Raw genomic sequence first — 15,277 nt, forward strand, 5'->3', positions numbered from 1 at the left:
CTGGGCGGACTGGTGCGGCCCCTGCAAGGCGCTGACGCCGCTTCTGGAAAAGGTTGCGGCGACCTATGCGGCGCGCGGTGTCCAGCTGGTGAAGGTGAATGTCGACGAGAACAAGGCGATCGCCGCGCAGTTCCGGATCCAGTCGCTGCCCACCGTCTATGCGATTTTCCAGGGTCAGCTGGTCGCCGACCTGACTCCCGCCAGGACCGAGAGCCAGCTGACGCAGATGCTGGACCAGATTCTGAAGCAGCTGCCGATCCAGAGCGATGCCGGGCAGGCCGAAGCCGAGATCGCCGAGCTGATCGCGATGGCCGACGCGGTGCTGGACAGCGGAGATGCGCCACGCGCGCTCGATATCTACCGCCAGATCGGCGAGATGGCGCCGGACAATCTGGTGGTGCTGGCGGGTGAAGCGCGTGCTTTGTTGCAGACCGACGCGGTCGAGGAAGCCGCGGCATTGCTGGCGTCGGTGCCGGCCGACAAGGCCAAGGATCCCGCGCTGAGCCAGGCGCGGGCGGCGCTGGCCCTGGCGCAGGCCTCCGCGCCCGTCGACGATCTCGCGCCTTTGGAGGCGCGGATCGCGGCCGATCCCGACGATCATGAGGCGCGGTACGAACTGGCCGGTGCGCTGATGGCGGCGGACCGCGACCGCGCCGCCGATGTCCTGCTGGAGTCGATCGCGCGCGATCGCGACTGGAACGAGGGGGCGGCACGCAAGCGGTTGCTGACCCTGTTCGAAGCGGTGGGATTGATGGATCCGTGGGTGGGTGGCCAGCGCCGCCGCCTGTCCGCGGTCCTGTTCACATGAGCGAGGGCAAGCGCCACCGTCTTTCGATCTTCCCACTGGCGGGGGCATTGCTGTTTCCGCGTGCGCATTTGCCGCTCCATCTGTTTGAACCGCGTTACCGGGCCTTGATCACCGATGCGCTGGCCCGCGACCGCCGGATCGGCATGATCCAGCCGCGCGAGTCCGATGATCGCCGGCCGGCCTTGTACGACGTGGGCTGCGTCGGCCGGATCGCTCAGTTCGAGGCGCTCGATGATGGCCGCTTCAACATCGTGCTGGAAGGATTGACACGGTTCCGGATCCTGTCCGAACTCGATGTGACCACGCCGTTCCGGCAGGTGCAGGCCAGTTTCGACGAGTATGACGACCTGACCGATCCCGAACCCCTGTCGAGCGTGCTGCGCGCGGATCTGGAGCGGGAATCGCGGCGCTTTGCCGATTCGCGCGGCTATCAGCTGGATTGGGATGCCGTATCGCGGCTGGACGACGAGGCGCTGGTGAATGGCATCGCGCAGATCGCGCCGTTCGACGCCGCCGCGAAACAGGCGCTGCTGGAAGCGCGCACGATCGTCGACCGGGCGGACCTGATCGTGCAGTTCCTGCTGTTCTTTCGCCTGCGCGACGGCGACGATGACGATGCGACCATGCAATGATCGATGACGGTCCCGCGCCGGCGCTGCTTGCCCTGCTGGTGTGCCCCGTCACGCGGACACCGCTTCGTTGGGATGCCGAACGCGCACGGCTGATCTCCGATGCGGCCGGGGTGGCGTATCCGGTCCGTGACGGCGTGCCGGTCCTGCTGGTCGAGGCGGCGCAACCGTTGTGACGCGACGCGGGCGGGATTTCATCCTGCGGCATGGCGAAACCGTCTTCAACGCCGCGGCGCGGTTGCAGGGCGACCATGTCCATACCCCGCTGACCGCGGCGGGTTTCCGACAGGCACTGGACATGGGGCAGGCGCTTGCCGCCGGGCGGGGGCATGCGGGGCCGTTGACGGCCTGGTCGTCGCCGGCCGGACGTGCCTTGCAGACGCTCGCCTTGGTCTGCCCGCCGCTTGGGCTCGACTGGCACGCGACGCGGATCGATCCGCGCCTGGTGGAAATCGGCATGGGGCACTGGGGCGGGCGACGCTATGCCGATGTGGTGGCGGAGGTGGGACCGATCGTCGATCCATCGACCGGGCTTCTGCGGCCGGCGCCGGATGGCGAATCCTATGCGGACGTGGCGGAGCGGCTTGCCGGTTGGCTGACGGCGACCGCGGATGACGATGGCGACCGGCTGGTGGTGATGCACGGCATTTCGAGCCGGGTCTTGCGCGGGATCATGACGGACGCACCCCGCCCGGGCGGATATGCCGTTCCGGTCGCGGCCGGTTTGCCCCAGGGTTCGATCGTCATGATTGCGCAGGGCGTGGAAACCGTTCTGCATCGTGGGACGGGCCAGGGGGCGGTATAGTCCGCCGTCGTGTCGCGCCGCCGGCCCGGCTCGCCCGATCTGGCGGAAAGTCGATTTTTCGCCTATATAGCGGCGATCATGAACATCCAGATGCCCATTCCCGGTCATATCGACCCGGTGCCCGTTCCCCGTGCCCCAGTGACCCGCGCCGATGGCCGGGTCGATCTGCTCGGATTGTCGCTGGCCGATCTGCGTGCGGCGCTGGAAACGGCGCAGCTGGATCCGAAGCAGGCGAAGCTGCGCGCCAAGCAGCTGTGGCACTGGATCTATAATCGCGGCGTGACCGATTTCGCGCTGATGACCGACATCGCCAGGACCATGCACGGCTGGCTGGCGATGCGGTTCGTGATCAGCCGGCCGGAGGTGGTGGAGGCGCAGGTATCGAGCGACGGCACGCGCAAATGGCTGCTGCGCACGGATGACGCGCAGGATTATGAGATGGTGTTCATTCCCGACGCGGACCGCGGGACATTGTGCGTGTCGAGTCAGGTCGGTTGTACGCTGAATTGCCGGTTCTGCTTCACGGGTACGATGCGGCTGGTGCGCAACCTGACGCCGGGCGAGATCGTGGGACAGGTGATGCTGGCGCGCGACGCGCTGGGCGAATGGCCGAGCCAGCCCGAAGGGCGGATGCTGACCAACATCGTGATGATGGGGATGGGCGAGCCGCTCTATAATTTCGATCATGTCCGCGATGCGTTGAAGCTGGTGATGGACGGCGCGGGCCTCGGCCTGTCGCGCCGGCGGATCACGCTCAGCACGTCGGGCGTGGTGCCGATGATGGCGCGCGCGGGCGCGGAGATCGGCGTCAACCTGGCGGTGTCGCTGCACGCGGTGACGAAGGAGGTGCGCGACGAGATCGTGCCGCTCAACCGCAAATATGGCATCGAGGAGCTGTTGCAGGCTTGTGCCGACTATCCCGGCGCCAACAATGCGCGACGGATCACGTTCGAATATGTCATGCTGAAGGACAAGAATGACAGCGATGCCGATGCGCATGAACTGGTCCGGCTGCTGAAGAAATATGACCTGCCGGCGAAGGTGAACCTGATCCCGTTCAATCCATGGCCGGGGGCGAATTACGAATGTTCCGATCCGGAGCGGATCAAGCGTTTTTCCAGCATCGTGTTCGAGGCCGGGATCAGCGCGCCGGTGCGAACACCGCGCGGGCGCGACATCATGGCGGCATGCGGTCAGCTGAAATCCGCGTCGGAGAAGAAGAGCCGCGCGGAACTGGACCGGCTGGCGGAGGAGAAGCAGGCTGCGCTGGGATGAGGAGAATCCACCCTCGACGCGTCAGCGCGACGTTGTAAGAAGCACCCGAAACCAGCGGGATCGGCGCAGATGTGGCTTTTCGACAAATTCGCGAAGACGGCGCTGAAGATCGGGCAGCTGTCGATCATCGATGCCGATGGCCGCCGGCATGATTATGGCGTGCCCGATCCGGACCGGGCACCGGTGGTGGTGCGGTTCACCGATCGCGGCGTCGGCAATTACATCGCCCGCCATCCCCGGCTGGGCGCGGCGGAAGCCTGGATGGACGGGCGGATGGTCATCGAGCAGGGCGATATCGCCGGGCTGATCGACCTGATCCGGGCCAACGGCCGGTGGGAGCGTGGCGGTGGGGCGCTAGGGCCGAAAAGTCCGGTCAAGCGGGTTGCGGAGGGGCTGTCCGCACGGTTCGATTCGTTCAACCGGATTGCACGGTCGAAGAAAAACGTGGCCCACCATTATGATATCGGCGACCGGTTGTATGACCTGTTCCTGGATGTCGACCGGCAATATAGCTGCGCCTACTTCACCGATCCGGATGTCGATCTCGATCGCGCGCAGCTGGACAAGAAGGCGCATATCGCCGCCAAGCTCAATCTGCGGCCGGGGCAGCGCGTGCTGGATATCGGGTGCGGCTGGGGCGGGATGGCGCTCTACCTGAACCGCGTCGCCGATGTCGACGTGCTGGGCATCACCTTGTCCGAAGAGCAGCTGAAGACCGCGCGGCGGCGGGCGGCGGAGGCCGGGGTCGCGGATCGGGTCACATTCGAGCTGATCGATTATCGCATGCTGACGGGGCGGTTCGACCGGATCGTATCCGTCGGCATGTTCGAACATGTCGGCGTGCCCAACTACCGCGCCTTTTTCGCCAAGGTCCGCGACCTGCTGGTGGAAGACGGCGTGATGCTGCTCCACACGATCGGGCGGATGGGCGGGCCGGGGCAGACCGATGCGTTCACCGCCCGCTATATCTTTCCCGGCGGCTATAATCCGGCGCTGTCGGAAATCATCGCGGCGAGCGAGACGCAGCGGCTGATCGCCGCGGATATCGAGACGCTGCGCGTGCATTATGCGCTGACCATCCGGCACTGGTATGACCGCACGGTCGCGCACCAGACCGAGATCGAGACGATGTTCGATGCGCGATTCTACAGGATGTGGATCTTCTATCTGGCCGGTGCGATGGCCGCGTTCCGGCACGGCGGCATGTGCAATTACCAGATCCAGTATATCCGCGACCGCTGGGCATTGCCGCTGACCCGCGACTATCAGCGCGAGGCGGAGACGCGGTTGCTGGCGAAGGGGTAGGCAGTCGTCGTGGACTCACGACAATGCTTGCAGGGGACGACATCCTTGTCCTGGTCCGAAGACCCAAACTTTTAGGGGTGGTGGTTGCGCCCTGGCGCACATAGGCCGGAAAATCGATGACCATGCCGGACAAGAAGGACCTTTGGGCGCTTACCGAGAAGGAGAAGCAAACCCTGCGGCTGATTGTTCGTGGCCATGACGCAAAGTCGGTGGCGCGTACGCTCGGCTTGTCGGTCCACACGATCAACGAACGTCTTCGCGATGCGCGTCGGAAAATGGGGGTATCGAGTAGCCGCGAGGCCGCGCGGCTTTTGCTGGACGCGGAAGACGGTCATGTCCAACCGCGCGACCCCAATTTTTCCGGGGATGAAGAAATAGGGGCATACGCGGCGGTGTCTCCGGTCGATCAGGACATCGCGCCGACTGACGGCGCAGGGCGGTCGCACCGCCGTCCCTGGATCATCACTGGAGCCACGCTCATGACCCTCGCTTTAGGTTTCCTGCTTTTCACGGCCTTGCCTCAGATAACCACGCCGGCAGCAGCCCCCGATCCGTCTTCCGCACCATCGAACCCGGACGTGGCGGATACCGCAGGCCGATGGTTGACGTTTCTGGATCAAGCGCGCTGGAGCGACAGTTATCGGGCGACCGGTACGGCCTTTCGCAAGCTGAACACGCTTCAGGCCTGGACCGCAGCCTCCGAGATTGCGCGTGTGCCGCTCGGCACGATGATCTCCCGCACGTTCGTCAGCCAGGAGAATCTTCCTGCGCCGCCCTATGGCTATGAAGTGGTGAAGTTTCGTACCCGCTTCGCCAATCGGGCCGAGGCATTGGAAACGGTGACGCTAGAGCAGGAAAAGGGAATTTGGCGCGTCGTCGGCGTGACCATCGGATGACGGACGGTGCGTGGTTGCTCTCGCCCTCCCGGCGATGCCGATCATCCGCGAGGATGAGACGCAGGAGCGCCTCTTTGCCAAGATCGGCATAGCGCCAGCGCGGACCATCGATCCAGGCTGGGGCCACGAGGCCGGTTCAGGGATCCGACCCCGTCGCATTCCGTCAGCGTTTGGGCGCCGCGTCTTCGGGGCTGCCATATTTGCGTTCGGCGGCGTCACGCTCGGCGGCGGTCATGCGGCCGTCATGGTCGGTATCCGCCTCGTCGAAGCTGCGCAGCGCGTCGGCCTTTTGTTCGGCCAGCGTGATGCGGCCGTCATGATCGGTGTCGGCATCCGTGAACATGCTGTCGATCATGCCGGGCGGGATCGACTTGCCGGCGGCCCAGCGATCGACTTCCAAACGGGTGACGACGCCGTCCCGATCGGTATCGAGCATCCGGTTGAGTCCGGTCGCGCGGTCCTCCGCGGCGGCGCGCGGCAGGAAATCAGGGTTTGCGGGCGCGGCCATCTGCGCGGTCGCGCTTCCCGTCATCGCAAACACCGCGACGGTCGTCAGCAGGGTCTTCATCATTCTTCTCCTGTCCTGGATCCGGGCGGGCGCACCGTTCAGCGACCGGGTTCCAGCTTTTTCGAAGGTGTCGGGACGGCACCGGCACCCGGGCGGCGTGCCGCGACCTTTTCGGCCAGCGTCAGGATGCCGTCATGGTTGGCGTCCATCATGTCGAACGCCGCCAGCGGCCGCTTGCCGGCTTCGGCCCGGCTGAGCTTGCTGTCGCCGTTGGCATCCACGGCCTTGAACGCCGCGGTGGCCGCGTCCAGCATCTGTTGCGCCTGTTCCTTGGTTGGGGCGCCCGGCGTGCCCGGCGGGGTGCGGTTCAGGACCGCGGTCATGCGTCGGCCGAATTCGGCGCGGGTCATGAAGCCGTCATGATCGGCATCGGCCAGATCGAAGATCTGTTTCACCTGAGCCTGCATCTGTGCACGCGTCACATCGCCCGACCCGGTTGCGGTGGCAGGCCTGGACGGTGCTTTCTTCGGAGCCGCAGTGGCGGGTTGGGCCGTGGCCATTACCGTCAGGGCGAGGAGGGCAGTGGGGATCAGGCGCATCGAAAATCCTTGGGGTCATGTCGCGTGACGACAATGCATGGGTGGGCGCGATGGTGCCGCCCGCCTGTATGGCGCTTGAATGCCCGCGCCCCCGATGGCAAGGCGCGCGGCGATGCGACGGGCTGAAGGGACGGACATGTCGGACGTGAAGCGGGTGGTGCTGGCCTATTCGGGCGGGCTCGACACAAGCGTGATCCTGAAATGGCTGCGCGAGGAATATCAGTGCGAGGTGGTGACGTTCACCGCCGATCTGGGCCAGGGCGAGGAACTGGAGCCTGCGCGCGCGAAGGCCGAACTGATGGGCGTGAAGCCCGAGCATATCTTCATCGACGATCTGCGCGAGGAATTCGTGCGCGATTACGTCATGCCGATGATGCGGTCGAACGCGCTGTACGAAGGGCTGTACCTGCTCGGCACGTCGATCGCGCGGCCGTTGATCGCCAAGCGCCAGATCGAGATCGCACGGGCAGTCGGTGCCGATGCGGTGAGCCACGGCGCGACCGGCAAGGGCAATGATCAGGTCCGGTTCGAACTCGGCTATTATGCGCTCGCCCCCGATATCAAGGTGATCGCGCCGTGGCGGGAATGGGACCTGACCAGCCGCACGCGCCTGATCGAATATGCGGAGCAGCACCAGATCCCGGTACCGAAGGACAAGCGCGGAGAATCGCCGTTTTCGACCGACGCCAATCTTCTGCACACCTCGTCCGAGGGCAAGGTGCTGGAGGATCCGTGGGACGAGGTGCCGGACTATGTCTATTCCCGTACCGATGATCCCGTGACCGCGCCTGACGTGCCGGAGGAAATCACGATCGATTTCGAGCGCGGCGATGCGGTGGCGGTGAATGGCGAGGGGCTGTCGCCAGCGACCCTGCTGGCGACGCTGAACGCCATGGGCAAGCGCCACGGCATCGGGCGGCTCGACCTGGTGGAGAACCGGTTCGTGGGAATGAAGAGCCGCGGCATGTACGAGACGCCGGGCGGGACCATCTATCATCTGGCGCATCGCGGGATCGAACAGATCACGCTGGATCGCGGCGCGATGCATCTGAAGGACGAACTGGCGCCGCGTTATGCCGAACTGATCTATAACGGCCTGTGGTTCACGCCGGAGCGCGAGATGTTGCAGGCGGCGATCGACCATAGCCAGGCGAAGGTCAGCGGCACCGTCCGGCTGAAACTGTTCAAGGGCAGCGTCTATGTCACCGGGCGGCGGTCGCCCCATTCGTTGTACAGCGAGAAGGTGGTGACGTTCGAGGACGATGCCGGCGCCTACGACCAGCGCGACGCGGCCGGCTTCATCAAGCTCAACGCGCTGCGGCTGCGGCTGCTGGGGCGGCGCGACGGGCGCTGAGCGGTACGCGGCGCAGGCCGATCAGGTCGATGGGCTGATGGAAGAACCGCGCGATCGGCCGGCGGCCATGGCGCAGTTCCCGCAGAAAGACGTTACCGCGGTCATAGGTGCGCGCGCCGGATCGCAGCAGCCAGATGGTGGGGGCTGCCTGCACCCCCGGTTCCTGTGCGATGGCGCGGAGCCGCGGGCGGGGTAGCGACACCACGCCGCGACTGCCGGTGGGGTACCAGCCGCCGACCCCGATCGATGGCACCGCGGTCGGGATCGGTCGGACCGGGATCGCAATGCCGCGGTCGCTCAGCGCAAAATCGAGCGGCAGCGCGCTTTCGTTGGGATAGGCCAGCACGACGTCGCCGGGACGCCAGCGTTTCGCGAGGAAATCGACCGCGCCATACCAGTCCTCTGCCCCCCCGACATGCTGGCGTTCCCGGATGTCGACCAGCGCCATGTGGACCAGCACGATCAGCCCCGCCAACACGCCCAGCCAGCGCCGCCAGCCGAACGACCAGCCCAGCGTGCCGATGGCGAGCAGCAGCATGGCCGGTACCGCGACCGGCGTCATTGTCCGCATGATGAAGATCGGAGCCACCAGCGCCGACAGCAACACCGACGCCGCCGCAGGGATGATCGCCAGCGCGAACAGCGCCGCGGCCAGCCGTTGCCGCGGCGCGCCGTCCGCCAGTCGCCAGATTGCCAGCCCGGCCAGAACGAACAGGGCGACCCCCGGGGGGGCACCCGGCGCGGCGTAGAGAACCGCCAGCCGCCACGGCACCCCGCTCCAGGTGAAGGTCAGCCAGGTGGTGTTGACCCAGGTCGGCGCCTGATCGATCAGGATCAGCAGGGCGGGCAGCCAGACGAGCGCGACCAGCAGATGCCCGCCGATCAGCAGCCCCCAATCCCGCTGCGACAGCCCGCGCCGCAGCACCAGGACCGCCAGCGCGACCCCGATCGCGGCGGCGTAGAGCAGGCCGAGATTATGCAGCCACAGCATGAGCGCGAGCCCGATCAGATATGCGGCATAGGGCCGGGTGGCGATGCGACGGTCGCGGTCGACGGCGATGCCCAGCCGGATCAGCGCCCAGGTTGTCACCGTGTAGACCAGGATCATGATCGGATAGGGCCGCACTTCGCGCGTCATCGCGACCAGGGCGATCGACAGCGCGGCGAAGGCGACCGTGCCCCAGCCGATCCGAGCGGGATCGAGCCCGGCGGCGCGCGCGGCATCGCGGCCCGCCAGCCCGATCAGCGGCAGCGTCGCCAATCCCGCGACGAAGCCCAACGTGCGGTAGCCGGCCAGGCTGTCCCCGAAGACGAGCGTCCAGACCCGCAGCAGCGAGTAATAGAAGGGCGGGTGCGTTTCGTAGGACGGGACGACGTGCCACAGGAAGTGGAAGCCCTTGCCTGCGGCATAGGCGCTATAGGCTTCGTCGAGCCAGAAGGGTTCCTGGAGCGAGCCGTAGAGCCGGAAACCGATCGCGGCGGCCAGAAGCGCCAGCGCGCCGCACAGGCCGAGGACCGAGGATGTCGTGATACCGCGTTGCATGGCGCGGCGCTTAGAAGGTTTCACCGGGGGCGAACAGCCGGTGCCGGACGATCTTATTTCGGTTTCCGTGCCGGCATGGCTCGGTTACAGGCGCGCGATGACAGACCGCGCCTGGTGGCAGTGGCGGGGCTATGCGATCGGGCTGTGCTGCCTGATGGCGATCCCGCTGCTGCGTCCCGATCTTCCCCCGCTGATCGACCTGATGGGTCATATCGGGCGCTATGGCGTCGAACTGGGCCGGGATCATTCGCCGTTCCTGCAACGCTATTACGGGTTCGAATGGAGCCTGATCGGCAATCTGGGGATCGACTTGCTGGTGGTGCCGCTCGGCCGGCTGCTGGGTGTTGAACTCGCCGTCAAGCTGATCGTACTGATGATCCCGCCGCTGACGGCGGGCGGGCTGTTGTGGATCGCGCGGGAAGTGCATGGCCGGGTGCCCGCCAGCGCGGCGTTCGCGCTGCCGCTGGCCTATGGCTATCCGTTTCAGTTCGGGTTCGCCAATTTCGCGCTGTCGATGGCCTGCGCATTCCTGGCCTTTGCCGGATGGTTGCGGCTGGGGCGGACCGGGCAGCTGCGGCTGCGCGCGCTGGTGTTCGTGCCGGTCGGGCTGCTGATCTGGGTGTGCCACAGTTTCGGCTGGGCGGTCCTGTGCCTGCTGGCCGCCGCCGCCGAACTGGTGCGCGCGCGGGACGGCGCGGGCAATGACGCGCCGCATCGCGGCATCGTGGCCACGATATGGCGGGGTGGTATCGCCTGCCTGCCGCTGACGCCGCCGATCCTGTTGATGCTGGCCTGGCGATCGGGTGCGGTGGCGGGATCGACCGGCGGTTTCTTCCTGTGGCCCTGGAAGCTGGCATGGATGATGGCGGCACTGCGGGACGAATACCGGACGTTCGATACGGCATCCGTCACGCTGATCATCATCCTGCTGCTGCTGGGCGTCGCCCGCGTCGGGCTGCGGTTCGATCGAATGCTGGGGTTGGCCGGCCTGTTCCTGCTGACGGCGTATCTGTTGCTGCCCCGCATCCTTTTGGGATCGGCCTATGCCGACATGCGGCTGGCGCCCTATGCGCTCGCCATGGCGGTGATCGCGCTCCGCCCGACGGGGCAGGCGCGCTGGTGGCGGCCGACCCTGGCGGTTGCCGGGCTGCTGTTCCTGCTGGTCCGGCTGGGCGGGCATGTGACGCATTATGCCAAGCTCGACCGCGCGTTCGACGCGCAACTGGCGGCGGTTTCGCATCTGGCGATCGGGGCGCGGGTGATGGTGCTGGTCAACCTGCCCTGTCAGGGGGGCTGGTCCTATTCGCGCATGGATCACCTCGGCGCGATCGCGATCGGTCGTCGGCAGGCGTTCGTCAACGGCCAATGGGCCATGCCGGGCGCGCAACCGCTGACGATCCGCAACCCCGGCGTCGGGCGGTTCGGCGGCGATCCGACGCAGCTGCTGCGCCCGCGGCGATGCCGGAAACGCGGCGAACCGATCTTCGAGGACACGATCCGCAATTTCCCGCGCGCGGCGTTCGATCATCTGTGGCTGATCGACATGCCGCGATCCGGCTGGGTACGCTATCCCGATCTGGTGCCGATCTGGCACGGGCGGACGCGCGGGATCCTCTACCGTGTCGTCCCATCCGGTTCCGCCACCAAGGCGAGCGACACGCCAAAGGGCAGCGACCCGCGCGCCACCAGCTGACGTTCCGCGCCGAACACCCGTTCCAGCAGCCGGTTGACGAGCGGCGACGGCATCGCATCGTCGTCGCCGCCCGTCTTGCCCGTCAGCCGGTGGAGCGCGCGGACCCCGACGATCAGCGGGAAGAGCAGGGTGTTGAAATGGGTATGGTGGCGGACGCGGAACCCCGCCCGCGTGAACACGGCGTCGAGCGTCGCGGCAGTGTAGCGGCGCTGATGATGATGCGCGACGTCATGCGCGCTCCACATCCACGGATTGGCCGGCACGGTCACCATCAACCGGCCGCCGGGCGCCAGCTTGCGCCGCAGCGCGGTCAGCGCCTCCAGATCGTCCGGGATATGTTCCAGGACGTCGAGGAGGACGATGAAGTCGTAATGGCCGTCCGCCAGCGCGACGCCGTCGGGAAGATAGCCGCCCTTGACCGCCACGCCGCTGCGGCCGGAGGCGAAAGCGCGGGCGAAATCATCGGGTTCCACCGCGTCGACCTGGCCATAATCCTGCAACAGCGCCAGGTTCGATCCGGTGCCGCACCCGACCTCCAGGATGGTCATGCCCGACCGTTTCGGGGCCTGCGCCTCGATCAGCGCGGCCACGATGCGCCGGCGCGCGGCGAACCACCAATGGGCGCCGTCGATTTCGGCCATGCGTGCATAGATGCTGGCGTCCATCAGCCGCGATCCTCGGCCACGCCATCCATGCCGATGCGGGTCCGCACCACGTAGATCGGACGATGCTTCACCTCGACCATGATCCGGCCGACATATTCGCCGAGCACGCCCAGCGACAGCAGCTGCAACCCGCCGAAGAACAGGATCGCGACCAGCAGCGAGGGATAGCCGGCGACGTCCGACCCGAAGAACAGCGTGCGCGCCGCGACGAACAGGGCATAGAGCATGCCGATCAGCGCGATCGTTCCGCCGAGATAGCTCCATACGCGCAGCGGCACGGTCGAGGCGGAGGTGATGCCGTCGATCGCCAGCGTCCACAGCTTCCAATAGTTGAACTTGGTGGTGCCGACGGTGCGTTCGACGCGGTCATATTCGACCGAGGTCTGGCGGAAGCCACCCCAGGCGAACAGGCCCTTCATGAAGCGGTTGCGTTCCGGCATCGTCCGGATCACCTCCACCACCCGCCGGTCGAGCAGCCGGAAATCGCCGGCATGCTCCGGGATCTTGTCCGCCGACAGCCAGTTGTGCGCGCGATAGTAGAAATCGGCGGTGAAGCGTTTCGGCAGCGTGTCGCTTTCCCGGCTGCGGCGGACGCCGTAGACGACCTCATAGCCGTCGCGCCATTTCGCGATCATCTCGCCGATCACCTCCGGCGGATCCTGCAGATCGACGTCGATCGGGATCACCACCTCGCCACGCGCGACGTCCAGCCCGGCGGACAGCGCGGCTTCCTTGCCGAAATTACGCGACAGCGACAGCGCCCGGACCCGCGGATCGGCCCGATTGGCGGCCATGATGGCGGGCAAGGTCGCGTCGGTCGAACCATCGTCGATGAACAGGATTTCCCAGCCATGCGGTTCGTTGAGCGAATCGAGCACCAGCGATACCCGCGCCACGAAGCCCGCAATCGCCTCCTCCTCGTCCTTGACCGGGACGAGCACGGTGACCAGCGGGCGCGGGGTGGTGTCGCCGGGGCGTTCGAGAGCAAGAGCAGGCGCGAGACTGGAATCGATCATGCGAATGTCCATAGCCGGTTCCGGCGTGGCGTCGCCACCCGATCGATGACCGGTCAAGATGTTTGGCCTGCGCAAGCGGCGGGAGGACGGCGGCGGAGCATGGCGTGTCGCAGCGCGCTAGGACGCAAAGCCGACGGCGTCAAACATGGTTGTGGGCGGCCGCCGCTGGTTCCATAGCGCGCTGCCCGCCTGTTGCGGGGTCTTTGCAAGGATGTTCCGTGCCGACGCACCGATCGATCGACACCGCCGCCCGCTTCTGGATCCGCTGGACGCTGCTGTTCTGGGCGATCGGCATGGTCGCGCTGATCTGCACCAAATGGAACCAGATCTATTGGCTGGGGCTGTCCGACACCGACGACAATATCCGGTTCGCGCAGGTTTCCGCCTGGTTGAACGGGCAGGGCTGGTACGACCTGCGGCAATATAAGCTGGATCCGCCGCTGGGAGCGAGCATCCACTGGTCCCGGTTCGTCGATCTGCCGATCGCGGGTATCATCCTGGCGACCCGGCCGTTTCTGGGGGCGTTCACGGCGGCGCGGGTGGCGGTGGCGGCGGCGCCGCTGATCCCGCTCGGCCTGGCGCTGTTCGCGACCGTGGTCAGCGTGCGCCGGCTGGTCGGCGCATCGGCGTTCGCGATGGCGGCCGGTCTGTTCTTCTGCATGGGCACGACGCTGCTGATGTTCATGCCGACACGGATCGACCATCATGGCTGGCAACTGGCGCTGCTGGCGACGGTGGTGGCGGGCAGTGCCGATCCCCGGCCGCGGCGTGGCGGCCTGGTCACGGGTGCGGCGATGGCGCTGTCGCTGACGATCGGCCTGGAAATGCTGCCCTATCTGGCGCTGGCGACCGGGGCCGTCGCATTGCGCTGGGCCTGGGACCGCGATCAGGCGGCGCGGATGGCGGCGCACGGCATCGCGCTGGGGCTGGGCAGCACGTTGGGCTTCGTGCTGTTCGCATCCCATGACAACCGCCTGCCGGTCTGCGATGCGCTGTCGCCGGTCTGGTTGTCGGCCAGCCTGCTGGGTGGCGGATTGTTCGTCGCGCTGGCGGCGATCCAGGGCGATCGGCGTGCGGTGCGGCTGGCGGCGGCGATCGTGGCGGCGGGGTTGCTGGCCGGCGGGTTCGCGCTGGCGTGGCCGCAATGCCTGGGCGCGCCGGAACGGTTGAGCCCCGAACTGCGCACCCTGTGGTTCGCGCATATCAACGAGGTGCGGCCGCTCTATCGCCATGGCTGGCGGACCTGGTTGCCGGTCGGCATGCCACCGGTGGTCGGGTTGATCGGCTACGCGGTCGCGTTGTGGCGGGCGCGGGGGACGCCCGCCCTTCTGGCCTGGGCGACCGTCGCGCTGCTGGCGCTGACGGCGACGCTGCTGATGCTGTGGCAAACGCGATCGGGGCCGCCGGCGCAGTTGCTGGCGGTGCCGGGACTGGCCGCGCTTGCGTGGATCGTGCTGCCGTGGCTGGCCGGGCATCGCTGGATGCTGGTGCGCGTGTTCGGCACGGTGGCGGGGTTCCTGCTGGTGTCGGGCGTGGTCGCCGGACTGGTGGTGCGGTGGATCCCCGAAAAGGACGCGACCGTGCGATCCGCACCGGGCAACACACCCCGCCGGCTTACGGTCAAGAACCGGGTGGCGATCGCCAATCGACGATGCCCGACGTTGCCGGCGCTACGGCCGCTGGCGCGGGTGCCGGCGGCGACCGTGCTGACCTTCATCGATCTGGCGCCGCGGTTGATCGCGATGACGCATCACCGGGCGATCGCGGGGCCCTATCACCGCAATCAGGCGGCGATCCTGGACGTGATCCACGCGTTTCGCGGGCCGCCGGACCAAGCGCGGGCGGTGATGGTGAAACATGGCGCGACGTTGCTGCTCACCTGCCCCGGCATGTCGGAATCGACCATCTACAACGCCGAAGCGAAAGGCGGCTTCTACTGGCAACTGGCGCGCGGGCGCGTGCCGGCGTGGCTGGTGCCGGTGCCGCTGCCGAAGAACTCGCCATTCAAGCTGTGGCGGCGGGTGGGGTGAGGCACTGGTGAGCGGACCGGAGCCGGCGCCGTGCATTGGACTTGTGCATCGGGGAGGTACTTAGGTTGTCATTGTTTTTGGATCGACGCAGAACTTGTCAGTTTTGCATTAAGAGCGAGCAGGAAGCGAGCTTTAGCTACCCTTTTTGCCC

The 15,277-nt window shown here is 66.8% G+C and carries 15 protein-coding genes; 10 read left to right on the top strand and 5 right to left on the bottom strand.

The annotated features are described in order from the left end of the window. The 7 genes from VF649_RS04550 to VF649_RS04580 form a co-directional block, all read left to right on the top strand. On the top strand, positions 1-808 hold an 808-nt coding region (locus tag VF649_RS04550), incomplete at its 5' end, for a tetratricopeptide repeat protein (protein ID WP_331010770.1). Next, positions 805-1,440 (top strand): LON peptidase substrate-binding domain-containing protein, encoded by a 636-nt coding sequence (locus VF649_RS04555; RefSeq protein WP_331010771.1) that lies wholly within the window; start codon positions 805-807, stop codon positions 1,438-1,440. The genes VF649_RS04550 and VF649_RS04555, both read left to right, overlap by 4 nt. After that, complete coding sequence (locus tag VF649_RS04560; RefSeq protein ID WP_331010772.1) at positions 1,437-1,613, top strand: Trm112 family protein; 177 nt, start codon at positions 1,437-1,439, stop codon at positions 1,611-1,613. Before VF649_RS04555 ends, VF649_RS04560 begins: the two co-directional genes overlap by 4 nt. After that, entirely contained in the window at positions 1,610-2,242 is a 633-nt protein-coding gene (locus tag VF649_RS04565) for a phosphoglycerate mutase family protein (RefSeq protein WP_331010773.1), read from the top strand. Before VF649_RS04560 ends, VF649_RS04565 begins: the two co-directional genes overlap by 4 nt. A 78-nt stretch (positions 2,243-2,320) precedes the next feature. Next, complete coding sequence (gene rlmN / locus VF649_RS04570; protein WP_331010774.1) at positions 2,321-3,517, top strand: 23S rRNA (adenine(2503)-C(2))-methyltransferase RlmN; 1,197 nt, start codon at positions 2,321-2,323, stop codon at positions 3,515-3,517. A 69-nt stretch (positions 3,518-3,586) separates the two neighbouring features. Then, complete coding sequence (locus VF649_RS04575) at positions 3,587-4,822, top strand: cyclopropane-fatty-acyl-phospholipid synthase family protein (RefSeq protein WP_331010775.1); 1,236 nt, start codon at positions 3,587-3,589, stop codon at positions 4,820-4,822. Between the two features lie 116 nt (positions 4,823-4,938). Next, positions 4,939-5,718 carry a helix-turn-helix domain-containing protein gene (locus VF649_RS04580; RefSeq protein WP_331010776.1) on the top strand — a complete coding sequence of 260 codons (780 nt, stop codon included), beginning with the start codon at positions 4,939-4,941 and terminating at the stop codon, positions 5,716-5,718. Positions 5,719-5,881: 163 nt separating this feature from the next. Here the strand turns inward: VF649_RS04580 and VF649_RS04585 are convergent, their stop codons facing one another. Both VF649_RS04585 and VF649_RS04590 read right to left on the bottom strand, forming a co-directional pair. Beyond that, entirely contained in the window at positions 5,882-6,286 is a 405-nt protein-coding gene (locus VF649_RS04585) for an EF-hand domain-containing protein (protein ID WP_331010777.1), read from the bottom strand. A gap of 38 nt (positions 6,287-6,324) precedes the next feature. Next, positions 6,325-6,825 (bottom strand): hypothetical protein, encoded by a 501-nt coding sequence (locus VF649_RS04590; protein WP_331010778.1) that lies wholly within the window; start codon positions 6,823-6,825, stop codon positions 6,325-6,327. A gap of 136 nt (positions 6,826-6,961) precedes the next feature. Between VF649_RS04590 and VF649_RS04595 the strand changes: the two genes are divergently transcribed. After that, positions 6,962-8,179, top strand: a complete 1,218-nt coding sequence (locus VF649_RS04595; RefSeq protein ID WP_331010779.1) for an argininosuccinate synthase — start codon at positions 6,962-6,964, stop codon at positions 8,177-8,179. Here VF649_RS04595 and VF649_RS04600 read toward each other — a convergent pair. After that, complete coding sequence (locus tag VF649_RS04600) at positions 8,133-9,722, bottom strand: hypothetical protein (RefSeq protein ID WP_331010780.1); 1,590 nt, start codon at positions 9,720-9,722, stop codon at positions 8,133-8,135. The two genes, VF649_RS04595 and VF649_RS04600, sit on opposite strands and share 47 nt — an antisense overlap. A gap of 97 nt (positions 9,723-9,819) precedes the next feature. On the opposite strand from VF649_RS04600, the gene VF649_RS04605 reads away from it, so the two are divergent. Continuing rightward, entirely contained in the window at positions 9,820-11,415 is a 1,596-nt protein-coding gene (locus VF649_RS04605; RefSeq protein WP_331010781.1) for a hypothetical protein, read from the top strand. On the opposite strand, the gene VF649_RS04610 is transcribed toward VF649_RS04605, so the two are convergent. Both VF649_RS04610 and VF649_RS04615 read right to left on the bottom strand, forming a co-directional pair. Next, a complete protein-coding gene (locus tag VF649_RS04610) occupies positions 11,337-12,080 on the bottom strand; it encodes a class I SAM-dependent methyltransferase (protein WP_331010782.1) in 744 nt (247 codons plus the stop codon). The genes VF649_RS04605 and VF649_RS04610 overlap by 79 nt on opposite strands. Further along, the gene (locus tag VF649_RS04615; RefSeq protein ID WP_331010783.1) at positions 12,080-13,096 is read right to left on the bottom strand and encodes a glycosyltransferase family 2 protein; all 1,017 of its coding nucleotides are present in this window, start codon (positions 13,094-13,096) and stop codon (positions 12,080-12,082) included. Before VF649_RS04615 ends, VF649_RS04610 begins: the two co-directional genes overlap by 1 nt. Before the next feature lie 218 nt (positions 13,097-13,314). On the opposite strand from VF649_RS04615, the gene VF649_RS04620 reads away from it, so the two are divergent. Next, complete coding sequence (locus tag VF649_RS04620; RefSeq protein WP_331010784.1) at positions 13,315-15,126, top strand: AcrB/AcrD/AcrF family protein; 1,812 nt, start codon at positions 13,315-13,317, stop codon at positions 15,124-15,126. Positions 15,127-15,277 lie beyond the last annotated feature (151 nt).

The organism is Sphingomonas sp., assembly GCF_036387535.1.
GTDB lineage: Bacteria > Pseudomonadota > Alphaproteobacteria > Sphingomonadales > Sphingomonadaceae > Sphingomonas_R.

Excerpts from the sequence above, each read along its gene's own strand:
- VF649_RS04610 (WP_331010782.1), bottom strand. The coding sequence starts at position 12,080 with ATGGACGCCAGCATCTATGCACGCATGGCCGAAATCGACGGCGCCCAT.
- rlmN (WP_331010774.1), top strand. The coding sequence starts at position 2,321 with ATGAACATCCAGATGCCCATTCCCGGTCATATCGACCCGGTGCCCGTT.
- VF649_RS04600 (WP_331010780.1), bottom strand. The coding sequence starts at position 9,722 with ATGCAACGCGGTATCACGACATCCTCGGTCCTCGGCCTGTGCGGCGCG.
- VF649_RS04555 (WP_331010771.1), top strand. The coding sequence starts at position 805 with ATGAGCGAGGGCAAGCGCCACCGTCTTTCGATCTTCCCACTGGCGGGG.
- VF649_RS04560 (WP_331010772.1), top strand. The coding sequence starts at position 1,437 with ATGATCGATGACGGTCCCGCGCCGGCGCTGCTTGCCCTGCTGGTGTGC.
- VF649_RS04595 (WP_331010779.1), top strand. The coding sequence starts at position 6,962 with ATGTCGGACGTGAAGCGGGTGGTGCTGGCCTATTCGGGCGGGCTCGAC.
- VF649_RS04605 (WP_331010781.1), top strand. The coding sequence starts at position 9,820 with ATGACAGACCGCGCCTGGTGGCAGTGGCGGGGCTATGCGATCGGGCTG.
- VF649_RS04585 (WP_331010777.1), bottom strand. The coding sequence starts at position 6,286 with ATGAAGACCCTGCTGACGACCGTCGCGGTGTTTGCGATGACGGGAAGC.
- VF649_RS04590 (WP_331010778.1), bottom strand. The coding sequence starts at position 6,825 with ATGCGCCTGATCCCCACTGCCCTCCTCGCCCTGACGGTAATGGCCACG.
- VF649_RS04580 (WP_331010776.1), top strand. The coding sequence starts at position 4,939 with ATGACCATGCCGGACAAGAAGGACCTTTGGGCGCTTACCGAGAAGGAG.
- VF649_RS04575 (WP_331010775.1), top strand. The coding sequence starts at position 3,587 with ATGTGGCTTTTCGACAAATTCGCGAAGACGGCGCTGAAGATCGGGCAG.
- VF649_RS04615 (WP_331010783.1), bottom strand. The coding sequence starts at position 13,096 with ATGATCGATTCCAGTCTCGCGCCTGCTCTTGCTCTCGAACGCCCCGGC.